The organism is Desulfovibrio mangrovi (assembly GCF_026230175.1).
Classification (GTDB): Bacteria; Desulfobacterota; Desulfovibrionia; order Desulfovibrionales; family Desulfovibrionaceae; genus Halodesulfovibrio; species Halodesulfovibrio mangrovi.
Genome location: NZ_CP104208.1, coordinates 2,735,464 through 2,759,304, shown reverse-complemented (window position 1 = coordinate 2,759,304; position 23,841 = coordinate 2,735,464). Strand labels below are relative to the sequence as shown.

Here is a 23,841-nt window from a genome sequence, read left to right as displayed (position 1 = left end):
GGCGGTCATTTGCTGATACGCTTCAGCGCCTCACGCCTTGTCAGCGGGCTGAGGCGCTTTTCGTTGGCCTGTACATAGGCGGCGACAGCAGCAGGGTTGCTCCAGGCGTAATCGCGCAGCGCCCAGCCGATGCCTTTGCGGAGAAAGAATTCGTCCGCCATAGGCGAGGGCGGCAGGCTGGGTTCTATGCAGGCCTGCATGAAGGCGAAATCCGTAAGCTCCTTGAAGCGCAGTTGGCAGAGAATGGCTATGCGTCGCTTCCACATGTTGTCGCAGGCGGCCCAGTCCAGCAGCAGGGGGCGCATGGACTCTCCGGCATGGCGCAACAGCGAGCCGAAGCTGTGCGTCAGCTCATCCACAAAGTCCCACCACGCACCGGTTACGACCATTTCCTCCAGCAGGGTCAGCAGGCGGGCGTCAGGGGTATGCAAATGTTTCGCGTGCTTCTTGTGGTGCAGCAGGCTCAATGCGCAGTAGCGTTCTTCCCTGTGCGTAGCCTCGTGCCACAGCACGGCAACGGTATCCAGCAGGACAGCAGGGGACAGCGGCAGGCGGGCTGCGAAAAGCGCCTTGCACGCCTGCGCGCGAACCGGCTTCTTGCAGCCCAGAAAAGGCATGGCGGACTTCATGTACGCCTGCATGGGGGCGGCGTCTTCAGGCACTGCAAGGTCACGCAGGTTCCGGCGCAGGCTGCTGATGAGAGTCATATCCGCAAGGGGGGTGTCATTCATGATGTCTTCCGGGATCTGCCTAGTGCTGGGGGTTGCGCATGATCCACGGCCACATGGTCTCCAGATGCTGGCGCACATGGTCGGCAAAGGCCTGCAGCAGAGTGGATTTGTATTTCTGCCGGTGGGTCACGGAGTAGAAGCGGCGTTTGAACTCAACGCCCTCCACCTGCACGGGAAAGAGTTCCGCGTTGGCGAGCTCGCGCTGGACACAGAAGGGAGACATGCAACTTAACGTGTCAGGATTCTTCAGCACCATCTTGATGGATTCGATGTGTTCCAGTTCCAGAAAGACGTTCAGACGCTTCTTGGCGGGGCCAAGGTATTCCCACATGGTCTGACGGGTGCCGGAGCCGGACTCACGCAGAACCCACTTCATGTCCAGCAGTTCTTCAAGGGTGTATTCCCGCGCCGAGGCGAAGTCCTTGTCGGAAGAAACCACCACCAGTTCTTCCGTGCACAGTTCGCGGAAGTCCGCCACGCGGCATTCGTAGTCGCCTTCGATGAACCCGAGTGCCACGGTGCCGCTTTCAATGCCTGCAATGACATCGGCGGAGTTGCGGCTGAGCATTTCCACCTGCACCTCGGGATAGAGATTGCGGAAGTCGAAGAGCACCTGCGGCATGATGTAGTCCGCAATGGTGGAGCTTGCGGCAACGGTCAGCACGCCTGCCATGCGGTTTTGGCGGAACATGGTTTCCACTTCCTGCAGCTGCTCCAGGGCCGGGCGGATGCGGTTCAGCAGCAGGCGTCCGCTCTCGTTGGGCACAAGCCGGTTGCTGATGCGGTCGAAGAGCTGCTCGCCCACGCTGTCTTCAAGGGATTTGATGGCCATGGACACGGCGGACTGGGTGATGAAATGCTCCTCGGCCACTTTTCCGATGTGCGGATTGCGCATGAGCGAGACAAAAAGCTCAAGTTGGCGTACTGTTATGTTCACTGCCGACCTCTTCAAAATTTTTGATCGACTTTTTAAATATAATAAATTTGCTTTTTGGGCTAGTCCGGATACCATGGCTTCACCATCACAACGGGAAACAAGTATGCCCAATACTGCCAATTTTAGGTATACAGCTTCCGACTAGTTGGTTTTGCGCTTCTTCCTCCTTTTTCCCCTACGAGGCCCTGCATGCCCACACCCGCAGGGCCTCACTTTTTGGCGAGTGACTAACGCTGAAAACTCCTCTGCACTTGTGCGTGCCGTACGCACAAAGAAAACCGCCCGCAAGCTCTGCTTACGGGCGGTTTTGTCATTCAGGGTACCGGGTTGGCTGAAGAGGCTACGCCTTCAGGGAACCGCGGAATTCTTCGAGGTCGGTGATGCCCATCTTCTGCACCAGCTGTTCGAATTCCCGCACGAGGCGGAAGCTGAAGTCCGGGCGCACGAAGTTGGCGGTACCCACCTGCACGGCGTGCGCACCGACAAGCATGAATTCCAGTACGTCTTCGGCAGAGGCAATGCCGCCGATGCCGATGACCGGAATGTTCACGGCGCGGCACACCTGCCACACGCAGCGCAGGGCCACGGGCTTAATGGCGGGGCCGGAAAGACCGCCGATGACGTTGGCCAGAAGCGGCTTGCGGGTGCGGATATCCACGCCCATGCCGGACAGGGTGTTGATGCAGGAGAGCATGTCGGCCCCTGCGTCTTCAACGGCCTTGGCAATGGTGGTGATGTCCGTGACGTTGGGGCTCAGCTTTATGATGACCGGCTTGTCGCCGGCAACGCGCTTCACTGCTTCGGTTACACGGGCGGCCTGTGCGGCGTCCTGACCGAAGAGGATGCCGCCTTCCTTCACGTTGGGGCACGAAATGTTCACTTCAATGGCGGCAATGCCCTGTTCGCGGGCAAGCACGCTGGTCAGTTCCGCAAACTCGCCCGGATCGCAGGCGTAGATGTTGGCAATGACCGGCAGGTCGCGCCACGGCAGCTTGGGCAGCTTGTCCTTGATGAAGGATTCCACACCTGAGTTCTGCAGACCCACGGCATTGAGCATGCCGCAGGGCGTTTCCGCGATGCGGGGCATGGGGTTGCCTGCGCGCGGAGCAAGGGAAAGACCCTTCACCACAATGCCGCCAAGGGTGGTCAGGTCGCCATAGGGGGCGAACTCAATGCCGTAACCGAAGGTGCCGGAAGCCGTGAGAATGGGGTTCTTGAAGCTGAAATCCGGCAGACCGGGAAGATTCAGACGCATATCCATGAGTGTATCGCTCCCTAGCCTTCGGAAAGGTTGACCTGATCAGCCCAGAACACGGGGCCGTGGTTGCACACCTGTGCCCTGCCTGCCGCAACGCCGTTGGCGTGCATGTCGTCTGAAACCTTGGTGACGCAGCCGAGGCATGCACCTACGCCGCATGCCATGCGCGTTTCCAGCGAAAGCTGGCAGCGCACCTTATGCTTCAGTGCCAGATGCTGCACGGTGCGCAGGAAGGGGGTGGGGCCGCAGGCCAGCACAAGGCCGTTCTGCTCGCCGTATTCCTGAATGCGCTTATCCATGCGCTCGATGAACAGGGTAAGGTCTTCGGGCTTTTCTTCAAGATGGGCGTCGCCCATGATCTTTTCGTTGATGGATTCGTAGGGATAGCAGTTCAGCGGCATTCTGTGGCCGAACTCCATGTGCAGGTTCCACGGTTTGGGGTGGCTATGCACGTAACCTACGAAGGGGGCGATGCCGATGCCGCCTGCAAGCAGCAGGGTGGGGGTGTCAGGCTCCACGGCAAAGCCGTTGCCGAGGGGGCCCCATACCATCACTTCGTCCCCGCTTTTCAGGGTGGCCATTCTGCGGGTGCCGCGGCCGACTACCTGAAAGAAGAGAACGAGGTCGCGGTTGCTGACGCGGCAGATGGAGAAGGGACGGGCCCAGAGCATGTCCATGGCCCAGCCGCTGGGGCGGACCATGACGAATTGGCCGGGCTGCCAGTTCTTCCATTCCGGACGTTCAAGCCGGAGGGCGAAAAAGAGGTGTTCGCCGGAAACCTGCCCGAAGGGGACGTTGTCCAGAACCTTCAGGGTGGTGCATTGTTCGTTGGTCATGAGTATTACCTTAAGATATCGGGATGCGGCCGTGTATGGTGCAGAATATAATCTGGCGGGCCGCAGTTGCAGACTGGTTCTGGCGTTTGCCCTCTGCCAACTTTCCTGACGGGGAAAGTGAGGCGCGACAGGGGGCATTGTCGCCTGCCATGACATAGACCGACATTCTTCCGGTGGCAAGACTTCATTTTACTGCTACCATATTGCAGTTGCCAGCGAGCCAATCTATGGTTATGTGCAAGGCCCGCCATATGAAAGGTATATGCTCCGGAGACCGGCTTCCTTTATTTTTCTCTCTCGCATCTCCAGCACCGTTTCCGGTTATTGCGCCAGGCGGCAAATTTTACACGACGGCAGGGCGGCTCCGCCCCGCGTCAAAGAAGGTCATATGCAGAATACTCCTGAAATACTGGCTCCCGCAGGGGATGCCAAGGCATGTCTCGCCGCGCTCGCCGCGGGCGCCGATGCGGTATATCTCGGGCTTAAGCACTTTTCCGCCCGCGCTCAGGCGGGCAACTTTTCCACCAGCGAACTTTCCCGCATCGTCGAGCTTGCGCACAAGGAGGATCGCCGCATCTATGTGGCGCTGAACAGCCTGCTCAAGCCGGGGGACCCCGATGCTGCGGGTCGCCTTATCGCGCGTCTGAAGCGCGACGTGCAGCCTGACGCCCTGATCATGCAGGACCTCGGTGCTGTGGAAATGGCCCGTCAGGTGGGCTTTGAGGGCGAGATGCATCTCTCCACCCTCGCCAACGTCACGCATCCCGCCGCCTTCAAGGTGGCGCAGAGCATGGGTGTTTCCCGCGTCATTCTGCCCCGCGAACTGAATCTGGATGAAGTGCGCCAGTGCAGCGACGCCTGCCCCGAGGGCATGAGCCTTGAACTCTTCGTGCACGGCGCGCTGTGTTACTGCGTTTCCGGCCGCTGCTACTGGTCCAGCTACATGGGCGGTAAGTCCGGCCTGCGCGGTCGCTGCGTGCAGCCCTGCCGCCGCGTCTACCAGCAGAACAAGCGCAAGGGCCGCTTCTTCTCCTGTATGGACCTCTCGCTGGACGTACTGGCCAAGACCCTGCTGCCCATCGAGAATCTCAAGTCGTGGAAGATCGAAGGCCGCAAGAAAGGCCCCCACTACGTGTTCTACACCACGGCGGCCTATAAGCTGCTGCGCGACCATCCGGATGATCCTTCCGCACGCAAGCAGGCGGAACAGCTGCTGGAGCAGGCGCTTGGCCGTCCCTCCACGCATTCCATCTTCCTGCCGCAGCGTCCCTATTCGCCCACCCAGCCCGGTGAGCAGACCAGTTCCGGTCTGCTGGCGGGAAAGGTGGTCATGGAACCCGCTCCCAAGGCAAAGAAGGGCGAACGCACCTATCCCAAATATTTCTTCAAGCCCCGTTTCGAACTGCTGCAGCACGATTATCTGCGCATTGGCTACGAAGACGAGCCGTGGCACTTTACCGACCGTGTGGTGAAGCGCGTTCCCAAGGGCGGCACCTATATGCTGCGTGCCCCTGCCCGCAAGGACCCCAAGTCCGGTACACCGATCTTCCTCATTGACCGCCGTGAACCGGAACTGGTGCGCCTGCTGGACGAGTGGGAAGCCCGTCTGAAAAAGTGCAAGGGCCGCAAGGGCTCCCCTGTGGAGTTCACGCCGGAATACCCCAAGGCAGGCAAGCGTCTGCCCGTGGTGAACGTGATCCTGCGTCCCGGCCTGCCCCACGGCAAGGAAGGCAAGGCAGGCAAGTTCACGGGCAACGTGAACGGCCTGTGGCTCGGTCCCAAGACCCTGCAGTCTGTCGGACGCACTCTGTTCCCGCGCATGTCGTGGTGGCTGCCGCCGGTTATCTGGCCCAGCGAAGAGCAGGGTTGGCAGCGCATGGTGAATCAGGCGTTGCGTAACGGCGCACGCCACTTCGTGCTCGGTTCCCCGTGGCAGGTGGCTCTGTTCGAGGGCTCCAAGGCCGACCTTGTGGCCGGTCCGTTCTGCAACCCCGCCAACCCTGCGGCCATTGCCGCGCTGAAGGGGCTGGGCTTCCGCGGCGCGATCATTTCGCCGGAACTGTCCTCTGAGGATGTGCTGGCTCTGCCCAAGGAAAGCTGCCTGCCGCTCGGCATCGTGCTGTCCGGTTTCTGGCCCATGGGGATTTCCCGTCTGCCGCATGACGGCATCAGGCTCAACGAGCCCTTCACTTCGCCCAAGGGTGAAGTGTTCTGGATGCGCAGATACGGGCAGAACACGTGGATCTATCCCGGCTGGCCTCTGGATATCGAATCCAAGCGCGACCAGCTCATCGCGGCGGGTTACACCATGTTCGTGAAGATGCTGGAAACGCCTCCGCAGGAAGTGCCGGAAGCAAAGCGCACCTCCCCCTTCAACTGGGATCTGCCGTTGCTGTAAGACCTGCGGTTCATGAAAACAGAAACCCCGACCACGAGTGTGGTCGGGGTTTTTTGTTGAAGTGCGGGATGCACCGGTCACGAGAGGCACACTGACTGCCGTTCGTCGAGTTGCAGCGATACGACAGTTCGCGTACGAACATCGTTTGAATGTGTATGCATGGTAAAGGTGCTGATATGAAGAATGTGTATAAACGATTCTGTCGTACCATGACGTTTGTTCTAGTCTTTCTGTATATGCGGATAGCGTTGCTGATGGACGGTCCGAGCAAGGAGTGGCATGGCAAGGATAAGATTCTCGAGTTGATATGGGTTGACGAACTTGGAGCGACGATCTGTTTCGTGATCGGATTTGGATGGTTCCTGCTCAGGGATTTCAAGAGGACGCAGGCGCAGTGTCCTGATGGAGGCATTGTTTCTCAGGGCGAGGTCTTCTCCACATTCATTCTGGCGAATTTGCTGTTCCCCTTCCTGCTGACGATCTGTCGTCATTACTTCGGTATTGATGATCATGTGTATCGTTTTATCATGCAGGGATATTTGTGCATATCTGTGGGCGTGTCGTTCGCCTATGTGCTGCGATCGAAAAAGATCGGGGCCATAATGCTCACGACCGTGATCAGGAATAAGAAAAGGAACAGGGAGATATCTGCCCTGGATGCGTTCTGTGTGTTGATACTGGGAACCGTCCTCTGTTTCGGGAGTCTCTGGTTTTCTTTTCTGGCTGAGTTCTCCCTTGAAAAGGTCGTGAACGGATTTCCGCTGACATATATCTTAACCCTGTTTCTTTGGATGATTGCGCCGTATGTCGGCCGCACATGGTACATCGGGCTGACTGCCGGAAAGAGCAGGTGCGGCCCGGCGGACAGCTGATCCCGGAATTGCAACTTCCGATGGATGGGCGTCCTGCGGCGATAATAATGCAGAAAGGCCGGACAGCATGTGCTGTCCGGCCTTATTGTTGTCAACGGAGAGCCTGCGTTGCCGTTAGCGCGCAACGAGCACAGGCAGCTTGGAAAGGTTAAGCACGCGGTGCGTCACGCTGCCGAGCACCATGCCTTCCAGATCACTGAGACCGCGCGAGCCCATGATAATGAGGTCGCACTCTTCACGTTCAGCGACATCGCAGATCACGTTGCCGGGATCGCCAACCACGACGAGTTCCCTGTGTTTCACCCCTTTATCCAGCAGGGCGCCGACGTACGGTTTCAGCAGGTCTTTGCCTTCACGGAGCAGTTCTTCGATGAGTTCTTCTCGGGCGTGCCCGCCGATCAGGTTCGGAATACTGCCCGTGACATGAAGCAGAACGATCTCCGATCCCATGGCGGCTCCCATGGACATGGCTTTCACCTTGGCAAGCAGGGAGTACTTGGAGCCGTCCACCGGTACGAGAATCCTGTTGAATCCCTTTGGAAATTTGGGGGCCTCTTCGCTCATGGTGCACCTCCGTTTTGCATTGCTAAGGTTTGCGCCCGAACCTTACTGGGAACCGTGTTCTGCTTAAGACAATGGCCTCACTGCGCCTGGCGGGACATTAGGCAGGGCACTGGGCACGGCATCAGGTGGCAGACTGTTTGTTCGAGCTACCCAAATAATAACAACGATGGAAGGATGATACAATGGGGGCAGAAAACATATCATCGTCTCTTAAACATTTGCGGAGAGCGCTGTGCTGAGTGTTGGCTAGAGAGGGCGAGACTGCGTGGTCTGATGCTTGCCTCGGGGGTTTTCTTGCAGAGAGTTGATGACGGCTACAGAGAGGTCTTTGCAGGAACGGTGTGGTCGACTCGGAGACCGCAGGCCTTTGCCGGCGAGGGTACGGAAAGAGAATGCTCTGAATTGTTTCATCCGAGACAGTCGCAAAGGCCGGAGGTAACGGGGGGGGGAGCCAGCGGAAGATGATGCAAAAGGCAGGGCCTGCCATAGGCAAATAAGCGCGGGGGGAGTGGAGAGGGGGCAGCGCGCAGGCGGCCCCGCTCTCCCCGCCGGAGGCTTAGTCCGGCGGGGAAAGTGGAAAAGATTATCTAAGGTGGTTGTTGCGGGCTACTCCAGCCTGCCCTTTACATCAGCGACGGCAGATACGTAGCCAGTGCGGGAAAGGCCAGCAGCAGTGCGCAGCAGACAAGGTAGGCTCCGATGAAATACCCCACGCCCTTGAACACCTTTTCGATGGGCACGTCCGTGGCGGCAGAAGCCACCACAAAGGCCGTAACCCCCACAGGTGGCGTGATGGCCCCCATGGTGGTCACCACGGTGATGAGTACGCTGAACCAGATGGGGTCGTAGTTCATGGCCTGCACCACGGGGAAGAAAATGGGAATGGTCACCAGCAACAGGGCAAGGGCATCCATGATCATGCCCCCTATGGCGTAGATGCCGCAGATGAGCAGAATGATCATAAGCGGCGGCAGGGCGAGACCCGTAATCCATTCCGCAGCCACGAAGGGCAGCTGGGTGATGGCGAGGAACTTGCCGTATATCACCGCGCCCAGCAGAATGACCATGATCATGGACGAGATGCGCAGGGTGTCGCTTACTGAATCGATGAATTTGCGCACGCTCATGTGTCCGGTGACGATGCTGATCATCAGGGCGATGGCCGCACCGGCGGCACCAGCCTCGGTGGGGGTGAAGAAGCCGAAGAACAGCCCGCCCATGACAAGGGCGAACAGGATGACGATTTCAATGGAACCCGGCAGGGAGGCAAAGCGTTCCTTCCAGGTGGCCTTGGGGCCGGTGGGACCCCATGAGGGATGGCGTTTGCACTGCCAGACGATGGTGAGCACGAAAAGGCTCATGAGCAGCAGGCCGGGGACGAGTCCGCCCATGAAGAGTTTGCCTATGGATTCGCCGGTCTGCAGGCCGATGACGATGAGTACGACGCTCGGCGGGATGAGCACGCCAAGGGTTGCGCCCGCAGCCACGGTGCCTGTGGAGAGAATGGAGTTATAGCCGTATTTGCGCATTTCCGGCAGGGCCACGGTGGACATGGTGGCGGCGGTGGCGGTGTTGGATCCGCAGATGGCGGAAAAGCCCGCACAGGCCAGCACCGTGGCAATGGCTATGCCGCCTTCGATATGCCCGAACCATGCGTAGACGGCCTTGTAGAGCCGTTCGTTCACGCCGGAATAGAAGCAGATCTGCCCCATGAGGATGAAGAAGGGAATAACCGTGAGGCCGTAGCTTGAAAAAACGCTCCACACCTCGCCGCCGAGCATGCTGAGAGCCGGTTCCGGCCCGACCACGATGCCGTAACCGGCAAGGCCGATCACGGCCATGGCAAAGCCAACGGGAATGCGCGAGATCAGAATGGCGCCAAGCAGTACGAGAACAGAGAGAAGGCCTGCATATACCGGTTCCATGCTACACCTCCTCAGCCAGCAGTACGGTTTTCAGGAAGGAGACGAACAGCACGAAACCCATGGCGAAGCAGCCTATGCAGACGGCCCAGACAAAGGGGTGGTAGATGATCTGCAGGGTTTCGGAAAGCTCACCCAGTTCCACGATGAAGGCGGCGAGCTTTTCCAGCTCCAGCCCCGCATGGATGAAGAAGGCGGCGGACGCGAGGTGCACGGCGGCATCAAGGGCCAGACGTACCGGTCGCTTGAAACGGGCGATGAAGAAGGCCACGAAGATGTGGCTGCGCGACTGCTGCGCATAGGCCAGCGAAAAGGCCGCAACCACGGCTCCCATGAAGCCCATGAGCTCAAAGGTGCCCTTGAGCGGATAGCCGAAGGCTCTGCCCACCATGTTCCAGCAGGCCAGCAGCATCATGGCTGTGAGCGTCAGACCGGCAAATACGGCCAGCACAAAGGATATGCGTGCCCCTACCTTATCCAGAAAAAGCAGCGAGGAATGCCTCATTACGTTTACCCGTCGTATTCGGGGAGAGGGGAGCCTTGGCTCCCTGTCAGCGTTCCCCGCGGTAAAAAGATGTCCGCCCCGGGGAACAAGGTTCCTGACAGGGCGGACGGAATGATCAGTGGCTTCAGACTACTGTTCGTACTTGGCCTTCATGGCGGCCACGTCGTTCAGCACGGCCTGTGCGTCAATGCCTGCCTTGGTCGCGGCTTCCTTCCAGCTGTCGAACAGGGGGGCGGTCAGCTTGGCGATTTCAGCCTGCACGGCAGCGTCAAAGGAGTATACTTCCACCTGATAGGTGGCCTTGGACCATTCAAGCGATTCCTTCACGTGGTTGTCCATGTACTGGCCGGTCCATTGCGCTTGTTCGGCGGAAAGGTCGTCCAGCACCTTTTTCACGTCTTCGGGCAGGCTGTCCCACTTCTTCTTGTTCATGATGACGGCGAAGGGGTAGACGGAAAGGTTGGCCACGGTTTCGTACTTGCACATTTCGGCGAACTTCATGTCCTTGAGCACGTCAAATGAGGTCAGCAGGCCCTGAATGATACCCTTCTGCACGGCTTCCGGAACTTCGGGCATGGGCATGGAAACCGGAACCGCACCCAGCTTTTCCAGAACGGCGGACAGGGAGCCCGCACCGCGCAGTTCGACGCCTTTGAGGTCTTCCAGCGTGTGGATGGGCTTTTTGGCCATGAAGTGCGAAGGGGCCGAGGTGAACATGGTCAGCACCTTGAACTTGGAAAATTCCGCAGGCTGGTATTTGGCGTAGATGTCCCACAGGGCGCGGGAGGCACCTTCGGAAGAGGTGAAGCCCTGCGGCAGCTCCATCACGCTCATCATGGGAAATACGCCGGGGTGGTAGGCAAGGCTGATGCAACCGATATCCGCCTGGCCGGTCATGACGCCGCGCATCATGTTCTTGGCGTCCAGCAGCGTGGAGCCGGGATAGGTGGTCACCTGAACGGCGCCGTTGGTGCGGGTGTTCACTTCCTTGGCCCATCGCTCCATCTGCACGCAGGGGAAGGTGGGGGCAGGGGGGAAGTTCGCGTACTTCAGGTTGATGCCGGAGGCATTGGCTCCGGATATCGCGAAGACCATAACCGCAAGGATCAGTGAAAGGGCGGCAAAGCCCGTCCGCAGTGCTTTCATTACAAACTCCCGCGTGCTGGATAATGGTTGGAGAGTGCGGGTCGCATGGAAAGGAGCCGCACACATGCCTGTCGTTGGGTCTGCATACCCAATGAGCGAGTTGAAGATCAAGGCAATTTTCACAAAAAAGGAATTTCTGCGTGTTTCCGCCTTTGCGCTGGCCGTACCGCCCCGGAAGCGCCAAGACCCGGCGATACCATGCGGGAAATTATCATGGTCGGCCTTGGCAGGGGTTGTACTGTGTTACTAGGGTGGACACTTTTTGCGCAGGATTTCCGGCATGCGGAAAACAGGAATTCAATCAGAGAGCCAATGCGGCAGGCGCTTGCCTACGGGGTGGAGGTGGCAGAAGACCTGTGTCGGGTGGCGGGGCATATGCTTGGTCATGCTGTTCTGGTTGGTGTTCGGCTATGCCCTGCCTGCACGTGCCGAGCACGACGGGTATTTTGGCGACGTGCTGGGGATATTGCTTGTCGCAGGCCCGTTGTTTCTGATTCCCGGACTATGTGTATATTTCTGGCGATTGTGGGTCCGCCCGAGGCTCGATGACTATCGCCGGAATGCGCTGACGGCCGAGGGGTGTCGTGTGCTTCCCGGATTGTCACGGGAGGATGAATCCGTATTGCGAGCTTCACTGGTTCGTTTCGCCATGGAAGTGACTGGGGCTCCACTTGCCTATCTGGTGCAGTTTACACCGGGGCCGGTTATTGTCTGCCATGCCGATGAAAGCGGCATAGTTGTCAGTGCCAGAGATGCCCGCCGGACTGCAGAAAGCGGAAACGGGTTAGATGTGCCGCTGGAAGCTCGTGAGTTCTGGAGCGGACTGATGGTTGACGAGCCGTATACCATGATGGAAGGGAGCACTCCTGAGTGGCCCAACTGCGGCTATCCGTTGGAGCGGCCGGAAATGGAGCGGCACCTTGCGGTAGCCATGATGAGTGGCAGGGCGCCGGTGGTGGTTCTGGGGGTGGGCAATGCGCCGTACCGTTTTTCCGAGCAGGATGCCGCGCGGCTGAAAACCGTGCTGGTTACGGCGTGGGAGTATGTGTTGCTGCGGAATAATCTTGTTGTGAAGGAGCGGGAATCCGAATTGCAGCAGAGCATTCTGGAGACGGCACCTATTGGTCTGGCCATCCTGAACTATCATGGCGAACTGCTCTCGTTCACACCGGCCTTCAAGGCAATCTACGGGTTGCATGAGCTTTCACAGGTACACTCCGTCTTCAATCTCATACGGGCGGATAAACGACATGTGCTGGAAGACGCCATAACGCGGGTGCTGCATGTGGGCGGTCCGCCTCTTGAAATGGAAATGGAGCATCTGCGGGGCGAAAAAAGTTTCATCGCCAACGTGTACCTTGCCCGTCTTGCCTTGGGCGGTGAGTTTCGTCTGCTCATGATGGTCAACGATGTCAGCGACCAACGGGAGGCTCAGCGCCAGCTGGAACTGCATCGTGACAAGCTGGAAAAGATGGTGCTTGACCGGACCGTCGAGTTGCAGAACGCCCTTGTCTTTGCGGAAACCACCAGAGACAGGATCGACATGATTCTGCGTTCCATCGCCGACGGCCTGCTGGTTACCGACATGCACAACCGCATTATTCTCATGAACAGCAATGCGGAACTGTTCCTTGGCGTGGGGCTGCAGGATGCCGTGGGCGTACAGATTGGGCAGGCGCTGGGACGGATGTCCTTCAGGAACATTGTGGAGGAGCAGGTGGCCCAGACTCGTTCCGGTGCGGAACGGCATTTCGACTTTGTGACCACGTCTGCGGACGGCAAGCCGGAGCGATACATTCGTGCGGCCTCGTCGCAGGTGCGGGACAAGTACATGCTCCCCGCAGGTGTGGTGACTATCATGCACGATGCATCGCGGGAGCGGGAACTGGACACCATGAAGTCCGAATTCCTGTCCATGGCGGCGCATGAGTTGCGTACCCCGCTGACCACCATTCAGGGCTTCTCGGATATTTTGAAAAACAGGGCTGATATTACCGAAGAGGAACGCAACCGCTTCCTTGATCTGGTGAACCAGAATGCGCAGACCCTGTCAGGGATTGTGTCGGACCTGCTGGATATTTCCCGCATCGAATCGGGGCGTGGCTTCTCCATGAATTATGAGACGCTGGATCTGGCGGAACTGACCCGAAAACAGGTGGACATGTGGGGTGCGGGGCAGCTGCGGCAGGGTACCCGTCCGCAGGATGGTTCGGGCGAGCATGCCATTTTTTATGTTGGTCCTGCCTCTGGTGTTGACGCCTATGTGGATCGTAACAAGTATTTCCAAATATTGGAAAATCTTGTCGGAAATGCGGTGAAGTATTCGCCGGAGGGCGGCGAGGTGGCGGTCAGGCTGGAAACGGATGCCGCCACGATTCTCGTGTCCGTGACGGACCATGGCATGGGCATGACGGCGGAGCAGCTGGACAGGGCTTTCGAAAAGTTCTTCCGTGCGCATAAGGACGGCGTCATACAGGGGACCGGTCTGGGCCTGTCCATTGTGCGGCACCTTGTGGAAGCGCATGGCGGCGAGGTGTGGATAGAGAGCAAGCCGAAAGCCGGCACCAAGGTCAGCTTCACCCTTCCCTCGGCCGAGGTGGCGCAGGCTCGCCTCTGACGGCTATCAGACTGCGTCTGCCAGCAGGGGAGACAGTCGGACGGAACAGTATGTCCGGTTCGACTTCTGGGGCAGATCCGGCAGGGCCGTCACCAGCCCGTGCAGCGGAAACTGCAGGGGGAACGGGTTGCGGAAGGCAAGGGGGGTGCGGCCCCGGCACAGGGCCTTGGCGTCCTTGAGAGGCTGCTCGCCAATTGGGTCCAGCGTGGTAAGGGGCGAGTTGAACGGATCATTCAGCACGTTGACTACGGCGCGCAGGCTGGCGTTGAGCATGCGGTCGAGCTCTGCGGGATTCTGCGTTTCCGGGGTGACAAGGCTGCATACGGAAAGGGAAGAGCGCCACGGGGCTGCGCCGCACAGGGCCATGCTGCCTTTAAAGACGTGCTTCTTGAATTTGAAAGGCATCTTGCCCGCACTGGTGGCACTGCAGAGAGAACTGTCCGCATCCACCGCATGTTTCGAACCGAAGAGCCGCAGGGCATTGCGGGCGTCCCAGCGCACAAGGCGGTCTGCCTGTGCTTCAATGTACACATGGCTGAGTTTGCCGGAGCCCGGCGTGGTGCTCATCATGGCGGGCACATAGTTGTTGTGTGCCACGATGTCGGCGGCAAGGTGAGAGAGGTAGCCGAGGGCATAGGACTTGAGACGCGGCCCGCGGACGCTGTCCAGCAGCTTGAGACCGGTCTCCCAGTTGTGGCTGTGCCCCGGTTTGACGGAGCAGCCTTTGCCTATGAAGATATCTGCGGAAAGACAGCCGTACATGAACGCGTCCTTGTGCGCGAGAATATGGCGCGCGGCAAGGGCCGGCAGCAGGGCCGCATTGGCGAAAACCCAGTTGGCGGTGGCTATGTGTACGCCCGGTCCCCATGCGTGGGCATGGTCGGGCAGCAGCGCCAGAAGGACGAACGCGACAAAGGCCAAAGAGGCGATTCGTCCGGCTGTGCGAAAGCAGTACGTCATGCGTGTGACTGATCTCTGAAGGCTGAAGGTTTTGCGCGCGTGCCGGATGATGTTCCGGAAGGCAGGGGAAGGCGGCAGAAAGGTGAAGAGGCTGGAACCGCGCGCGAGGTGAGATAGTAATCGCCTTTCCGTATCTGTCAAGTTGCGACGAATGCTTTGTATTTCAATTTATTACAAAAGGTGTCGACAGTTTTTTATTGTCCGGGCGGCAGGTTAGAGAGGCTACATGTAGGGTGAAAAAAGCCAGAAAAAAGCATCCCGCAAACGGGCAGGCAGGCGACGGCCATCAACCTCTTCCAAGGTAACCTCCCGGGATGCCCGTTGAATTCGCTCAAAGTGGCGGCTCATCTGGCGGGCAAGGTTCATGTCCAGAATTTCGGCGTTCAGTTCGAAGTTCAGACGCAGGCTGCGCGGATCGATATTGGCCGAGCCCACCTGCACATACATGCCGTCTGCCAGCAGCAGCTTGGTGTGGCAGAAGGGGGCGGGCTGGTAGAAGACACGGACTCCGGCCTGCAGCAGTTCCCACAGCAGGTTGCGCGTGGCCCAGTGTACAAAGGGCAGGTTGTTTTTGACGGGCAGAATGATGCGGACATCCACGCCGCGCAGCACGGCGGACTGCAGCGCACTGATGAAATCGCGCGAGGGCAGGAAGTACGGGGTCATGATGCGAAGCGACCTTCGCGCCGTGGAAACGGCTGCGATAAGGACGGAGGCAAGGGGGTCGAATTCGTTGTCCGGGCCGTCCGTAATCACGCGGCACAGGCAATCGCCTTCGCACTGCTCGTGAACGGTGAGGGGGGCGTCGTACTTGCCTGTGGCAAAGCCCCAGTCTTCCAGAAAGGCCCCTTGCAGCTGGGCAACCACGGGCCCCATGAAACGAAAATGTACGTCGGTTACGCGGCGTTGGTTGTCGGAGTCGGCAAAGTGCCTGCGTCCGATGTTCATGCCGCCGGTGAAGCCGGTTATGCCGTCCGTCACCAGCACCTTGCGGTGGTTGCGCAGGTTTATGCTCAGCTGCGGCGGGAAGAGCTTGGGTGGCAGGAATATGGCTACAGGGACGCCGGCCTTTTTCAGCAGCGAGGATGCGCGGGGCCAGCTGTACTTTTCGCCCACGCCGTCTATGAGAACACGAACGTCCACACCGCGCTGCACGGCCCGTGCAAGGGCGTCCACAAAGGAGCGGCCGAGCGGCCCTGTTTCCATGATATAGGTGGAAAGGTAGATTGTGGAGGTGGCATGCTCAATGGCTTCCAGCATGCGGGGATAGGCTTGTTCACCGTTATGCAGGGCCTCTATGCAGTTGCCTCCGCACAGGGGCATGCCTGTGGCGGCTCTGCCGATGCGTTCAAACTCGCGGTAGCGGGGGGGAATGAGTTCCACATCCAGCGCGCCCACGGGCAGGTAGCGTTCCGTGCCGCCATGCAACCAGCCGCGGCCATGGGGCTGCTGGGCAAGGGCCTCTTCGCGAAGGCGCAATGCGCTGCGGCGGACACGGTTGATGCCGAAGATGTAGTAGAGAATGGGGCCTGCAACGGGAAATGTGAGGCACACCGCCACCCAGCCCAATGCCGCACGGGGGTCGCGCTTGTGCAGCAGGGCGTGCCCCGCGACCACAGTGGCCATGACAAAGGTGATGGGAATGAGATACCAGCTCAGATCGCCCATGGAGCATCCTGTCGTCTGAATGTGCACGTTACTGTCTGAAATCATACCGTGAAATGAAGTGCAGGTCCATCCCTCTTGCCATATCCCCTGATATGTTTGAAGGTATCGGCGGGCGCTTCGCCCTTTCAGTCGGACAGCATACCGGAGCGTTGGCTCCGACCCCATAGGAGTGTTCATGACCCCCCAACGTTATGCCGAGCGCAGAGAACGCCTGCGCGCCCTCATGCACGAAAAGCAGCTGGATGCCCTGTTCATCAGCCATGAGGCCAACCGTTACTATCTTTCAGGGTTTGAGCTGCATGATCCGCAGAAGAACGAGAGCAGCGGCTATCTGCTCATCTGTTCGGACGGCAGGGACTGGTTGTGCACGGATTCGCGATACAAGGACGCCGCCGCGCGTCTGTGGGATACGGAGCGGGTGTTCATCTATACGGGGCGTTCGGCAACCGAGTTGAATACCCTGATGCGCCAACTGAAGCTCGGCAGGATAGGCTTTGAGGCCAAGTCGCTGAGCGTGTCATTTTTCGAGCAGCTTTCGGAAGAAGTATGCATGGAGCGCGCCGACGGACTGGTGGAGGAACTGCGCGTCATCAAGGAGCCGGAAGAAGTGGAACGCATGCGCCGTTCCTGCGCTCTCAACCACCGGCTCATGGAGGCCGTTCCCGCATTCTGCCGTCCCGGACGCACTGAGGCGGACGTGGCGTGGGATATCGAGAAGTTCTTCCGTGAGAACGGCGCCAGCGGTCTGGCCTTTGATTCCATTGTGGCGGTGGGCCCCAACGCGGCGCTCCCGCACGCCATTCCCGGTGCGGACAGGATTGTGGAGAATTGTCCCGTGCTCATCGATGTGGGCTGCCGTGTGGACGACTACTGTTCTGACCAGACGCGCACCCTGTGGGTCGGAGACAGGCCCTCGCCCGCGTTTCAGCGGACCATGGAGCTGGTCAGGGCCGCGCAGGATGCCGCCATCCGTGAAATCCGTCCCGGTATGAAAGTGGCGGACGTGCATGCCTGCGCCCGCAAGGTATTCGAGGATGCCGGTGTGGAGGCCCATTTCACGCATTCGCTGGGGCACGGCGTGGGGCTGGAAACGCATGAGGCCCCCGGCGTGAGTCCCAGAGTGGACGCCGAACTCAAGCCCAATATGATCATCACCGTGGAGCCGGGGCTGTACTACCCCGAATGGGGCGGCATTCGCTGGGAATACATGGTGCTTGTGACGGAGGGCGGTGCAGAGATTTTCTAGCCTGTCACAATATTCTACCAGACCGTGGCCCGTTGTTCCGGTATGCAATGCGCTTTCCCCATTACGATCAAAGGGAGGCGACAATGCGATACTGGCAGCGGGCCATGATTTATTGTGCGCGACACAAGGGATTGACTGATGCGGTGCACGGCAGCCGCTTCATGACGCGTTTTTCACGGCAGTTTGTAGCTGCGGGTGATGGCCAGCAGGCCGTGGAGCGTATGGCGCGGCTCTGTGCGGAAGGCAAGGACAGTTCCTTTTTTTATCTTGGCGAATATGTAGAGAGCGCTGAAGAGGTGGAAGCTACGGTCCGTGCTTTGCTGCAAGGCATCCCCTTGCTGGCTGCACAGGGGCTGGACATGCATGTCTCCGTGGATCCGACCCAGATCGGTTCCATGCTGTCTTGGGAGTTGTGCCGCGAGAATGCCCTGCGTCTGGCGGAAGCTATCAAACAGCATGCAGGGCAGGCTGGAGCGGATACGGAATATGATGTCAGGCGTTCCGTCCTCATGCTGGATATGGAAGACAGCTCCGTTACCGAACCCACGCTGGAGTTGTTCCACACGCTGTTCGACGTTGGCCTGCCCGTTGCCGTGACCGTGCAGAGCTACCTGCACCGGAGCACGGATGACCTTGCCGCGCTGGTGGACAAGGGTGCAATGGTCCGCCTGGTGAAAGGGGCCTTTGCAGAGCCCGCTTCACGAGCCCATGTGCGCAGGCAGGATGTGGATGATGCCTACCGGCTGCACCTGTCCATGCTCTTCGGACATCAGGCGCGTGAAACGGGGGTGTATCCTGTACTTGGAACGCACGACGAGCGCATGGTGCGCTTTGGGGCTGCTCTTGCAGAAAGGGGCGGCTGGAACTCCGGCGAGTGGGAGGTGGAGATGCTGCTTGGCGTGCGTTCTGCTCTGCAACGGCAACTGGTGGAGCAGGGAACGGGGCTGCGGCTGTATTGCCCCTTCGGTCAGAACTGGTGGCCCTACAGTGTGCGTCGCATAGGCGAGAATCCTCGCAACGCCCTGTTTGTGCTGCGGAGCATGGCTGGAGTATAAATGGCCTTCAAAGGAAAGACAGCCCGCCGGAATCGGCGGGCTGTCTCGTTTTCAAAGCGAAATGGTGTCAGCGGCCGCTGAACTTCACGCCGCCCTTGCCGAGCAGGTCGTGCAGGTGAATGACGCCCACGAGGGCCATGTCATCGTTCACCACGGGCAGCACGGTGATGGCCTTGGCTTCCATCACGTCCAGCAGTTCGGCAACGGACTGGGCTGGCGTGGCATGCAGGGGATTGCGTACCATCATGGACTGCGCGGGGGCATCCATGTCCATGGAGCCGCGGCAGATCATGCGCCGTACGTCGCCGTCGGTGATGATGCCGGTGAGTCTGCCCTGCGCATCCGTGAGCACCACGGCGCCGAGCGTGCCCTTGTCCAGCGTGTCCAGCGCCTGACGGATGGAAACGGTCTCCATCTCGTGCGGTACATCGGTATGCATGAGGCCGTTCACGCGCAGGGAAAGACGCTGTCCCAGTGCGCCGCCGGGGTGGTATTTACGGAAATCGTCCGCGGTAAAGGACTTCCAGTGGATGAGGCATACGGCCAGCGCATCGCCAACGGCCAGAACTGCCGTGGTGGATGCCGTGGGTGCAAGATCCAGCGGGCAGGCTTCGCGCGGCACGGCCGTGTTCAGAACCACGTCGGACAGCTTGGCCATGGTGGATTCCGGCTTACCCGTCATGCACACGATGGATACGCCAAGCGAACGCATGGTGGGCAGCACCGCGTTCAGTTCGTCGGTTTCGCCGCTGTTGGAAATGGCCAGCACCACGTCTTCGTTGCGGATCATGCCCAGATCGCCATGGGCTCCTTCCACGGGGTGCAGGAAAAATGAGGGGGTGCCGGTGGACGAGAATGTGGCCGCGAGCTTGCGGCCCACAAGGCCGGATTTGCCAAGACCGGTCACCACGACGCGGCCCTTGCATTCGGCAAGCAGGGTCACGGCGTCCACAAAGGGGCCGTTCAGCCGGTCCCTGACAGCCTGCAGGCCTTCAATTTCGATATTCAGCACTTCCTGACCCAGTTCGAGCCAGTCCGTGCGCGGGGAGCATTCGGTATGTTGCATCAGATGTATTTGTGCCGGTTCAGAGGGGCTGTTCGGGCCTGCGTCGGCCGTCCGCTCTCCGTCGTGCATTGTTTTGCGTTGTCGGGATCAATGGAACGCGGCGAGTATAGTACCGTAACCGATGCAGGGCAACGGGGAATGCGCAGGTATGGTTGAGCAGGGACGTGGTGCGGGAATTCCTCGGAAAAGGATGGCATGCGGCGCGAGCCCTCGTCTGTTGCGGAGGTTACGCGGAGGCTGCCAACGCCTCTTCTTCCTTCTTGGGTTCGGCTGCCTTGGGCTGGCTGACGGGGAGGACGATGGTGAAGGTCGTGCCGCTTCCCACGGAGGAATCCACCTTGATTTCGCCGTTGTGTTTCTTGACCACAATGTTGTGCACGATGGCAAGCCCCTGCCCTGTGCCCTTGCCCGGCTCCTTTGTGGTGAAAAACTGGTCGAATATCTTGTCGCGGATATCATAGGGAATGCCGCAGCCCGTGTCGCTGAAGGTGACGATTACCTTGTCCCCTTCGTGACGGGAGGTCAGGGTGATGGTGCCTCTGGTGTTAGTTGTGTCTGACACATCCTTCACGGCGTGGGCCGCATTGATGAGGATGTTCAGGAATACCTGATTGATCTCGCCGGGGATGCATTGGACAAACGGCAGGTCCTCGGCAAGGTCGGTCTCTACGTCGGCCACGTATTTCCATTCGTTTTTGGCTACCTGAACGGTTGCGAGCAGTGCGGCGTTGATATCCGTCTCCATCATTCCCTGAGGGCTGGAGTGGGCGAAGCGCTTCATGGCGGAAACAATGCCTGCGACACGGTCTATGCCGTCGAAAACCATGCCGAATACACGCGGAAGCTCCTGTTGAACAAACTCGAGGTCCAGTTCTTCCGTTGCAGTACTGATCTCTTCGCAAACCACCTTCAATTCCTCGAGTTTCCCGGCTTTTTCGCACAGCTGGACATACAGCTGGTTCAAGCGCGCCTGCCCTTCATGGACTTCGCGCAGGAAGACCATGTTGTCATGGATGTACTGTATGGGCGTATTGATCTCATGCGCTATGCCCGAAGCCAGAAGGCCGATGGATTCAAGCCGCTGGGCAATGCCCAACTGGTGTTCCAGTGTCTTCTTCTCCGTGATGTCCATGAGTATGAGGGCCACGTGAGGCTGGCCGTTGACGGTCATGTGGAAGGTGTATTTGGCTGCAGGAACGGATTTGCCGTTGGCAAGCTGCACGGCTCCCTCTTCATACTGCGGGGTGTCGAAGTCGTAGGCGCACAGTGCATGGCGTGTGCCCGTTGCGGAGGCAAAGGCGATCTGGCTGATGAGTTTTGAGCATTCGTGCGGCATGTCTGCGGGAAGACACAGCATGCATTCCGCCACAGAGTTAATCTCCACGACATCATGTTCTATCGGGCTGAAGATGACGATGGCCGCCTTCATTTTCTCGAACAGGTTGTTCAGCAGGTTGTGATGAGCATGGAGGTTGGATTCCGCAAGGGCCCGGCTCACGATTTCGTTGCGGAGCGCCTCTGACTGGCTTTGCAGTTCCCGCGTGCGTTCGGAAACGCGCAATTCAAGTTCGGTATTGAGCAGCAGCAGGCGTTGTTCAAGCTTTCCCTTGCTGGCGAGGCTGTCGGTAAAGAGGGCGAAGAGTTCATTGATGCTGCGCACCATGTTGCCCAATTCGTCCTGCGCATGCGTCGCGGGTATGGGAATGGGAGAAACTGTCGGGCCTTGCGGAGCTATTCGCGTAATGTGGGTGGCAATACCCAGAATGGGTTTGGTCATTCGCTGGTAAAAGACAAGGCCGAGCAACAGGGCAAGGATCACAGCGCGGGAAAGTTCGTAGAGAAAGAGTTGGAGATGCTGCGTGATGAGGTCTTTCGCGAGGGGGGAAAGGTTTGTGCGTACGCTCAGTTCGCCCACATACTCATTTGTTTTCTTGAAATAGAGCGGGATGCTGAGTTCTGAACCGGCGGTAAAAAAGTGATTCAACAGAAAATGCGTAAGGGGCGAAATCGGTTCTGTGGGTGAAGGCTTTTGCGCATCCGCGAGTTGTTCACCTGTTTCGTTGGCGATGCTGGCCGAGAAAACAATGGGGAGCTCCAGCAGCGATTCAACTATGGCACGGGCCTCATCGTAGTCGTAATTGTAGGAAGTCAGGGCGGCTGAGGCTGTCAGTGCTTTCTGTAATGAATGCACCTCGTTCAGGAGCCGTTGGTTTGCGCAATCCGCTTCCCTGATGACGATGTAGGAGGATGAGGTAAACCCGAGGGCAAGCGCCAAGGCCAGAATGACTAGGCCTTGTTTTACCGCTAGCCGTTTGAAGAAGGGGAGCTTGCTGTGCATAGGCGTGGTGCTTTTCACTTGGCTTTATGTTGCTCGGTCGCTCTGTCCGTAACGTGCCGGTGAAGGCTGCTGCAGGGTAGTGGGGTGAAAGCAGGAATCCAACGCATGGCATCCTCCCGGCAGGGTCGTGGGTGAGCGCGGAAGCCCTTATCTGCGGTAAAAGCATGGGTATGGTTCAGATAAGGGAATTCAATCACCATAGACCATTACCACGCTCAGGGCAATTTTCCTGTTATAATCAGGGGGAAAGGGCTTAATGCCTTAAGGCAGAAAAAAGGCCGGAGTCTCGCGACTCCGGCCTTTCTTGTTCTTTCGTATTCGCAGCTGCCTAGCAGCCGCACTCGGTACACATCTTCCCGCCGCCTTCGCAGGGGATGGGATAGTCGCCGGTGAAGCAGGCGAGGCAGTAATTCTCGGGATGCTTCACGGCCTTCAGCAGACCTTCGATGGAGATGTAGTGCAGGCTGTCCAGACCGATGAAGCGTTCGATTTCTTCAACGGTGTGGTTGGCCGCAATAAGTTCACCCTTGGACGAGAAGTCGATGCCGTAGAAGCAGGGGAACTTGATGGGCGGGCAGCTCACGCGGAAGTGAATCTCGCTTGCGCCAAGCTCGCGCAGCTTCTTCACGCGGGAGCGGATGGTGGTGCCGCGCACGATGGAGTCGTCCACGATCACGATGCGCTTGCCCTTGATCATCTCCTTCACGGGGTTGATCTTCACGCGGGTGGAGAAGTCGCGCATGTCCTGCGAGGGCTGGATGAAGGTACGGCCCACATAGTGGTTACGGATCATCGCATGTTCGTAGGGCAGGCCGGACTGCTGTGCGTAGCCCACGGCGCTGTAGATGCCGGAGTCGGGGAAGGGCATGACGTAGTCCGCATCCACGTGCGATTCAAGCGCCATCTGGCGGCCCATTTCCTTGCGGCACAGGTACACGTTTTCACCGAACACGGTGGAGTCCGGGCGCGCAAAGTAGATGAGTTCGAAGATGCAGTGCTTGGTGGGCTGCGGCGGAATGTCCATCTTGTAGCTCTTCACGCTGGTGCCTTCCACCACGACCATTTCGCCTGGTTCCACGGAGCGGATGAGTTCCGCTTCCAGCAGGTCGAAGGCGCAGGTTTCGGAGGCGAACACGTGCGAGCCGCCCACGCGGCCCATCTGCAGCGGACGGATGCCGTGCGGGTCGCGGATGGCGATGAGCTTGTCGTTGGCCATGATGAGCACGGAGTACGCGCCCTTCACTTCCTTGCAGGCCTTGAGCACGGCTTCTTCAACCGTGCCGCCGTTCAGGTATTTCACGATGAGGTGAACGAACACCTCGCTGTCGATGGTGGTCTGGAAGATGGAGCCCGCTTCTTCCAGCTGGTTGCGCAGCTCCATCGTGTTCACGAGGTTGCCGTTGTGCGCAATGGCCAGATGCAGGTTCTTGTGCCGCGCAAGGAAGGGCTGGGCATTACGGATGAGCGATGCGCCGGTGGTGGAATAGCGCACGTGGCCCATGGCGATGTTGCCCTTGAGTTCCTTGCCCAGATGCCGTTCGTTGAACACTTCGGGCACAAGGCCCATGCCGCGTTCTTCGCGGATGGTCTTGCCGTCCCAGGTGACGATGCCGGCGCTTTCCTGCCCGCGGTGCTGCTGGGCATAGAGGCCGAAGTATGTGAGGCGGGCTGCTTCGGGATGGTTGTAGATGCCGAAGACGCCGCAATATTCGCGTTTCATGG

Annotated in this window: 18 protein-coding genes; 5 read left to right on the top strand and 13 right to left on the bottom strand. The window is 59.0% G+C overall.

All coding sequences use genetic code 11. The features are described from left to right. Positions 1–5: 5 nt before the first annotated feature. From N1030_RS12430 to N1030_RS12415, 4 genes are all read right to left on the bottom strand, one after another. Positions 6–731, bottom strand: coding sequence for a DNA alkylation repair protein (locus N1030_RS12430; protein WP_265825795.1), 726 nt, complete (start codon positions 729–731; stop codon positions 6–8). 19 nt (positions 732–750) lie between these two features. After that, positions 751–1,668 (bottom strand): LysR substrate-binding domain-containing protein, encoded by a 918-nt coding sequence (locus N1030_RS12425; protein ID WP_265825794.1) that lies wholly within the window; start codon positions 1,666–1,668, stop codon positions 751–753. A 340-nt stretch (positions 1,669–2,008) separates the two neighbouring features. Continuing rightward, positions 2,009–2,929, bottom strand: a complete 921-nt coding sequence (locus N1030_RS12420; protein WP_265825793.1) for a dihydroorotate dehydrogenase — start codon at positions 2,927–2,929, stop codon at positions 2,009–2,011. Positions 2,930–2,943: 14 nt separating this feature from the next. Beyond that, positions 2,944–3,762: a dihydroorotate dehydrogenase electron transfer subunit gene (locus tag N1030_RS12415; protein WP_265825792.1), complete on the bottom strand. Its 819-nt coding sequence runs from the start codon at positions 3,760–3,762 to the stop codon at positions 2,944–2,946. A gap of 388 nt (positions 3,763–4,150) precedes the next feature. Between N1030_RS12415 and N1030_RS12410 the strand changes: the two genes are divergently transcribed. Beyond that, positions 4,151–6,160, top strand: a complete 2,010-nt coding sequence (locus tag N1030_RS12410) for a peptidase U32 family protein (protein WP_265825791.1) — start codon at positions 4,151–4,153, stop codon at positions 6,158–6,160. A 176-nt stretch (positions 6,161–6,336) separates the two neighbouring features. Further along, positions 6,337–7,032, top strand: coding sequence for a hypothetical protein (locus N1030_RS12405; protein ID WP_265825790.1), 696 nt, complete (start codon positions 6,337–6,339; stop codon positions 7,030–7,032). Between the two features lie 114 nt (positions 7,033–7,146). Here the strand turns inward: N1030_RS12405 and N1030_RS12400 are convergent, their stop codons facing one another. The 4 genes from N1030_RS12400 to N1030_RS12385 form a co-directional block, all read right to left on the bottom strand. Continuing rightward, positions 7,147–7,596, bottom strand: coding sequence for a universal stress protein (locus N1030_RS12400; protein ID WP_265825789.1), 450 nt, complete (start codon positions 7,594–7,596; stop codon positions 7,147–7,149). 623 nt (positions 7,597–8,219) lie between these two features. Then, a complete protein-coding gene (locus N1030_RS12395; protein ID WP_265825788.1) occupies positions 8,220–9,521 on the bottom strand; it encodes a TRAP transporter large permease in 1,302 nt (433 codons plus the stop codon). A 1-nt stretch (position 9,522) separates the two neighbouring features. Next, on the bottom strand, positions 9,523–10,023 hold the full coding sequence (locus N1030_RS12390) for a TRAP transporter small permease (protein WP_265825787.1): 501 nt from the start codon (positions 10,021–10,023) through the stop codon (positions 9,523–9,525). A 129-nt stretch (positions 10,024–10,152) separates the two neighbouring features. Beyond that, positions 10,153–11,169: a TRAP transporter substrate-binding protein gene (locus N1030_RS12385; protein ID WP_265825786.1), complete on the bottom strand. Its 1,017-nt coding sequence runs from the start codon at positions 11,167–11,169 to the stop codon at positions 10,153–10,155. A gap of 385 nt (positions 11,170–11,554) precedes the next feature. Between N1030_RS12385 and N1030_RS12380 the strand changes: the two genes are divergently transcribed. Then, a complete protein-coding gene (locus N1030_RS12380) occupies positions 11,555–13,786 on the top strand; it encodes an ATP-binding protein (protein ID WP_265825785.1) in 2,232 nt (743 codons plus the stop codon). A 6-nt stretch (positions 13,787–13,792) separates the two neighbouring features. On the opposite strand, the gene N1030_RS12375 is transcribed toward N1030_RS12380, so the two are convergent. After that, the gene (locus tag N1030_RS12375) at positions 13,793–14,746 is read right to left on the bottom strand and encodes a zinc dependent phospholipase C family protein (protein WP_265825784.1); all 954 of its coding nucleotides are present in this window, start codon (positions 14,744–14,746) and stop codon (positions 13,793–13,795) included. Positions 14,747–14,968: 222 nt separating this feature from the next. Continuing rightward, a complete protein-coding gene (gene cls, locus N1030_RS12370) occupies positions 14,969–16,414 on the bottom strand; it encodes a cardiolipin synthase (RefSeq protein WP_265825783.1) in 1,446 nt (481 codons plus the stop codon). A 175-nt stretch (positions 16,415–16,589) separates the two neighbouring features. Here cls and N1030_RS12365 point away from each other — a divergent pair, with 175 nt between their 5' ends. Together N1030_RS12365 and N1030_RS12360 are read left to right on the top strand one after the other, a co-directional pair. Next, positions 16,590–17,660, top strand: a complete 1,071-nt coding sequence (locus tag N1030_RS12365; protein ID WP_265825782.1) for a M24 family metallopeptidase — start codon at positions 16,590–16,592, stop codon at positions 17,658–17,660. An 83-nt stretch (positions 17,661–17,743) separates the two neighbouring features. Continuing rightward, complete coding sequence (locus tag N1030_RS12360; protein ID WP_265825781.1) at positions 17,744–18,715, top strand: proline dehydrogenase family protein; 972 nt, start codon at positions 17,744–17,746, stop codon at positions 18,713–18,715. A 67-nt stretch (positions 18,716–18,782) separates the two neighbouring features. On the opposite strand, the gene N1030_RS12355 is transcribed toward N1030_RS12360, so the two are convergent. From N1030_RS12355 to purF, 3 genes are all read right to left on the bottom strand, one after another. Next, positions 18,783–19,781, bottom strand: coding sequence for a KpsF/GutQ family sugar-phosphate isomerase (locus N1030_RS12355; RefSeq protein WP_265825780.1), 999 nt, complete (start codon positions 19,779–19,781; stop codon positions 18,783–18,785). Positions 19,782–20,007: 226 nt separating this feature from the next. Beyond that, a complete protein-coding gene (locus N1030_RS12350) occupies positions 20,008–22,119 on the bottom strand; it encodes an ATP-binding protein (protein WP_265825779.1) in 2,112 nt (703 codons plus the stop codon). A gap of 328 nt (positions 22,120–22,447) precedes the next feature. Then, on the bottom strand, positions 22,448–23,839 hold the full coding sequence (gene purF / locus N1030_RS12345) for an amidophosphoribosyltransferase (protein ID WP_265825778.1): 1,392 nt from the start codon (positions 23,837–23,839) through the stop codon (positions 22,448–22,450). Positions 23,840–23,841 lie beyond the last annotated feature (2 nt).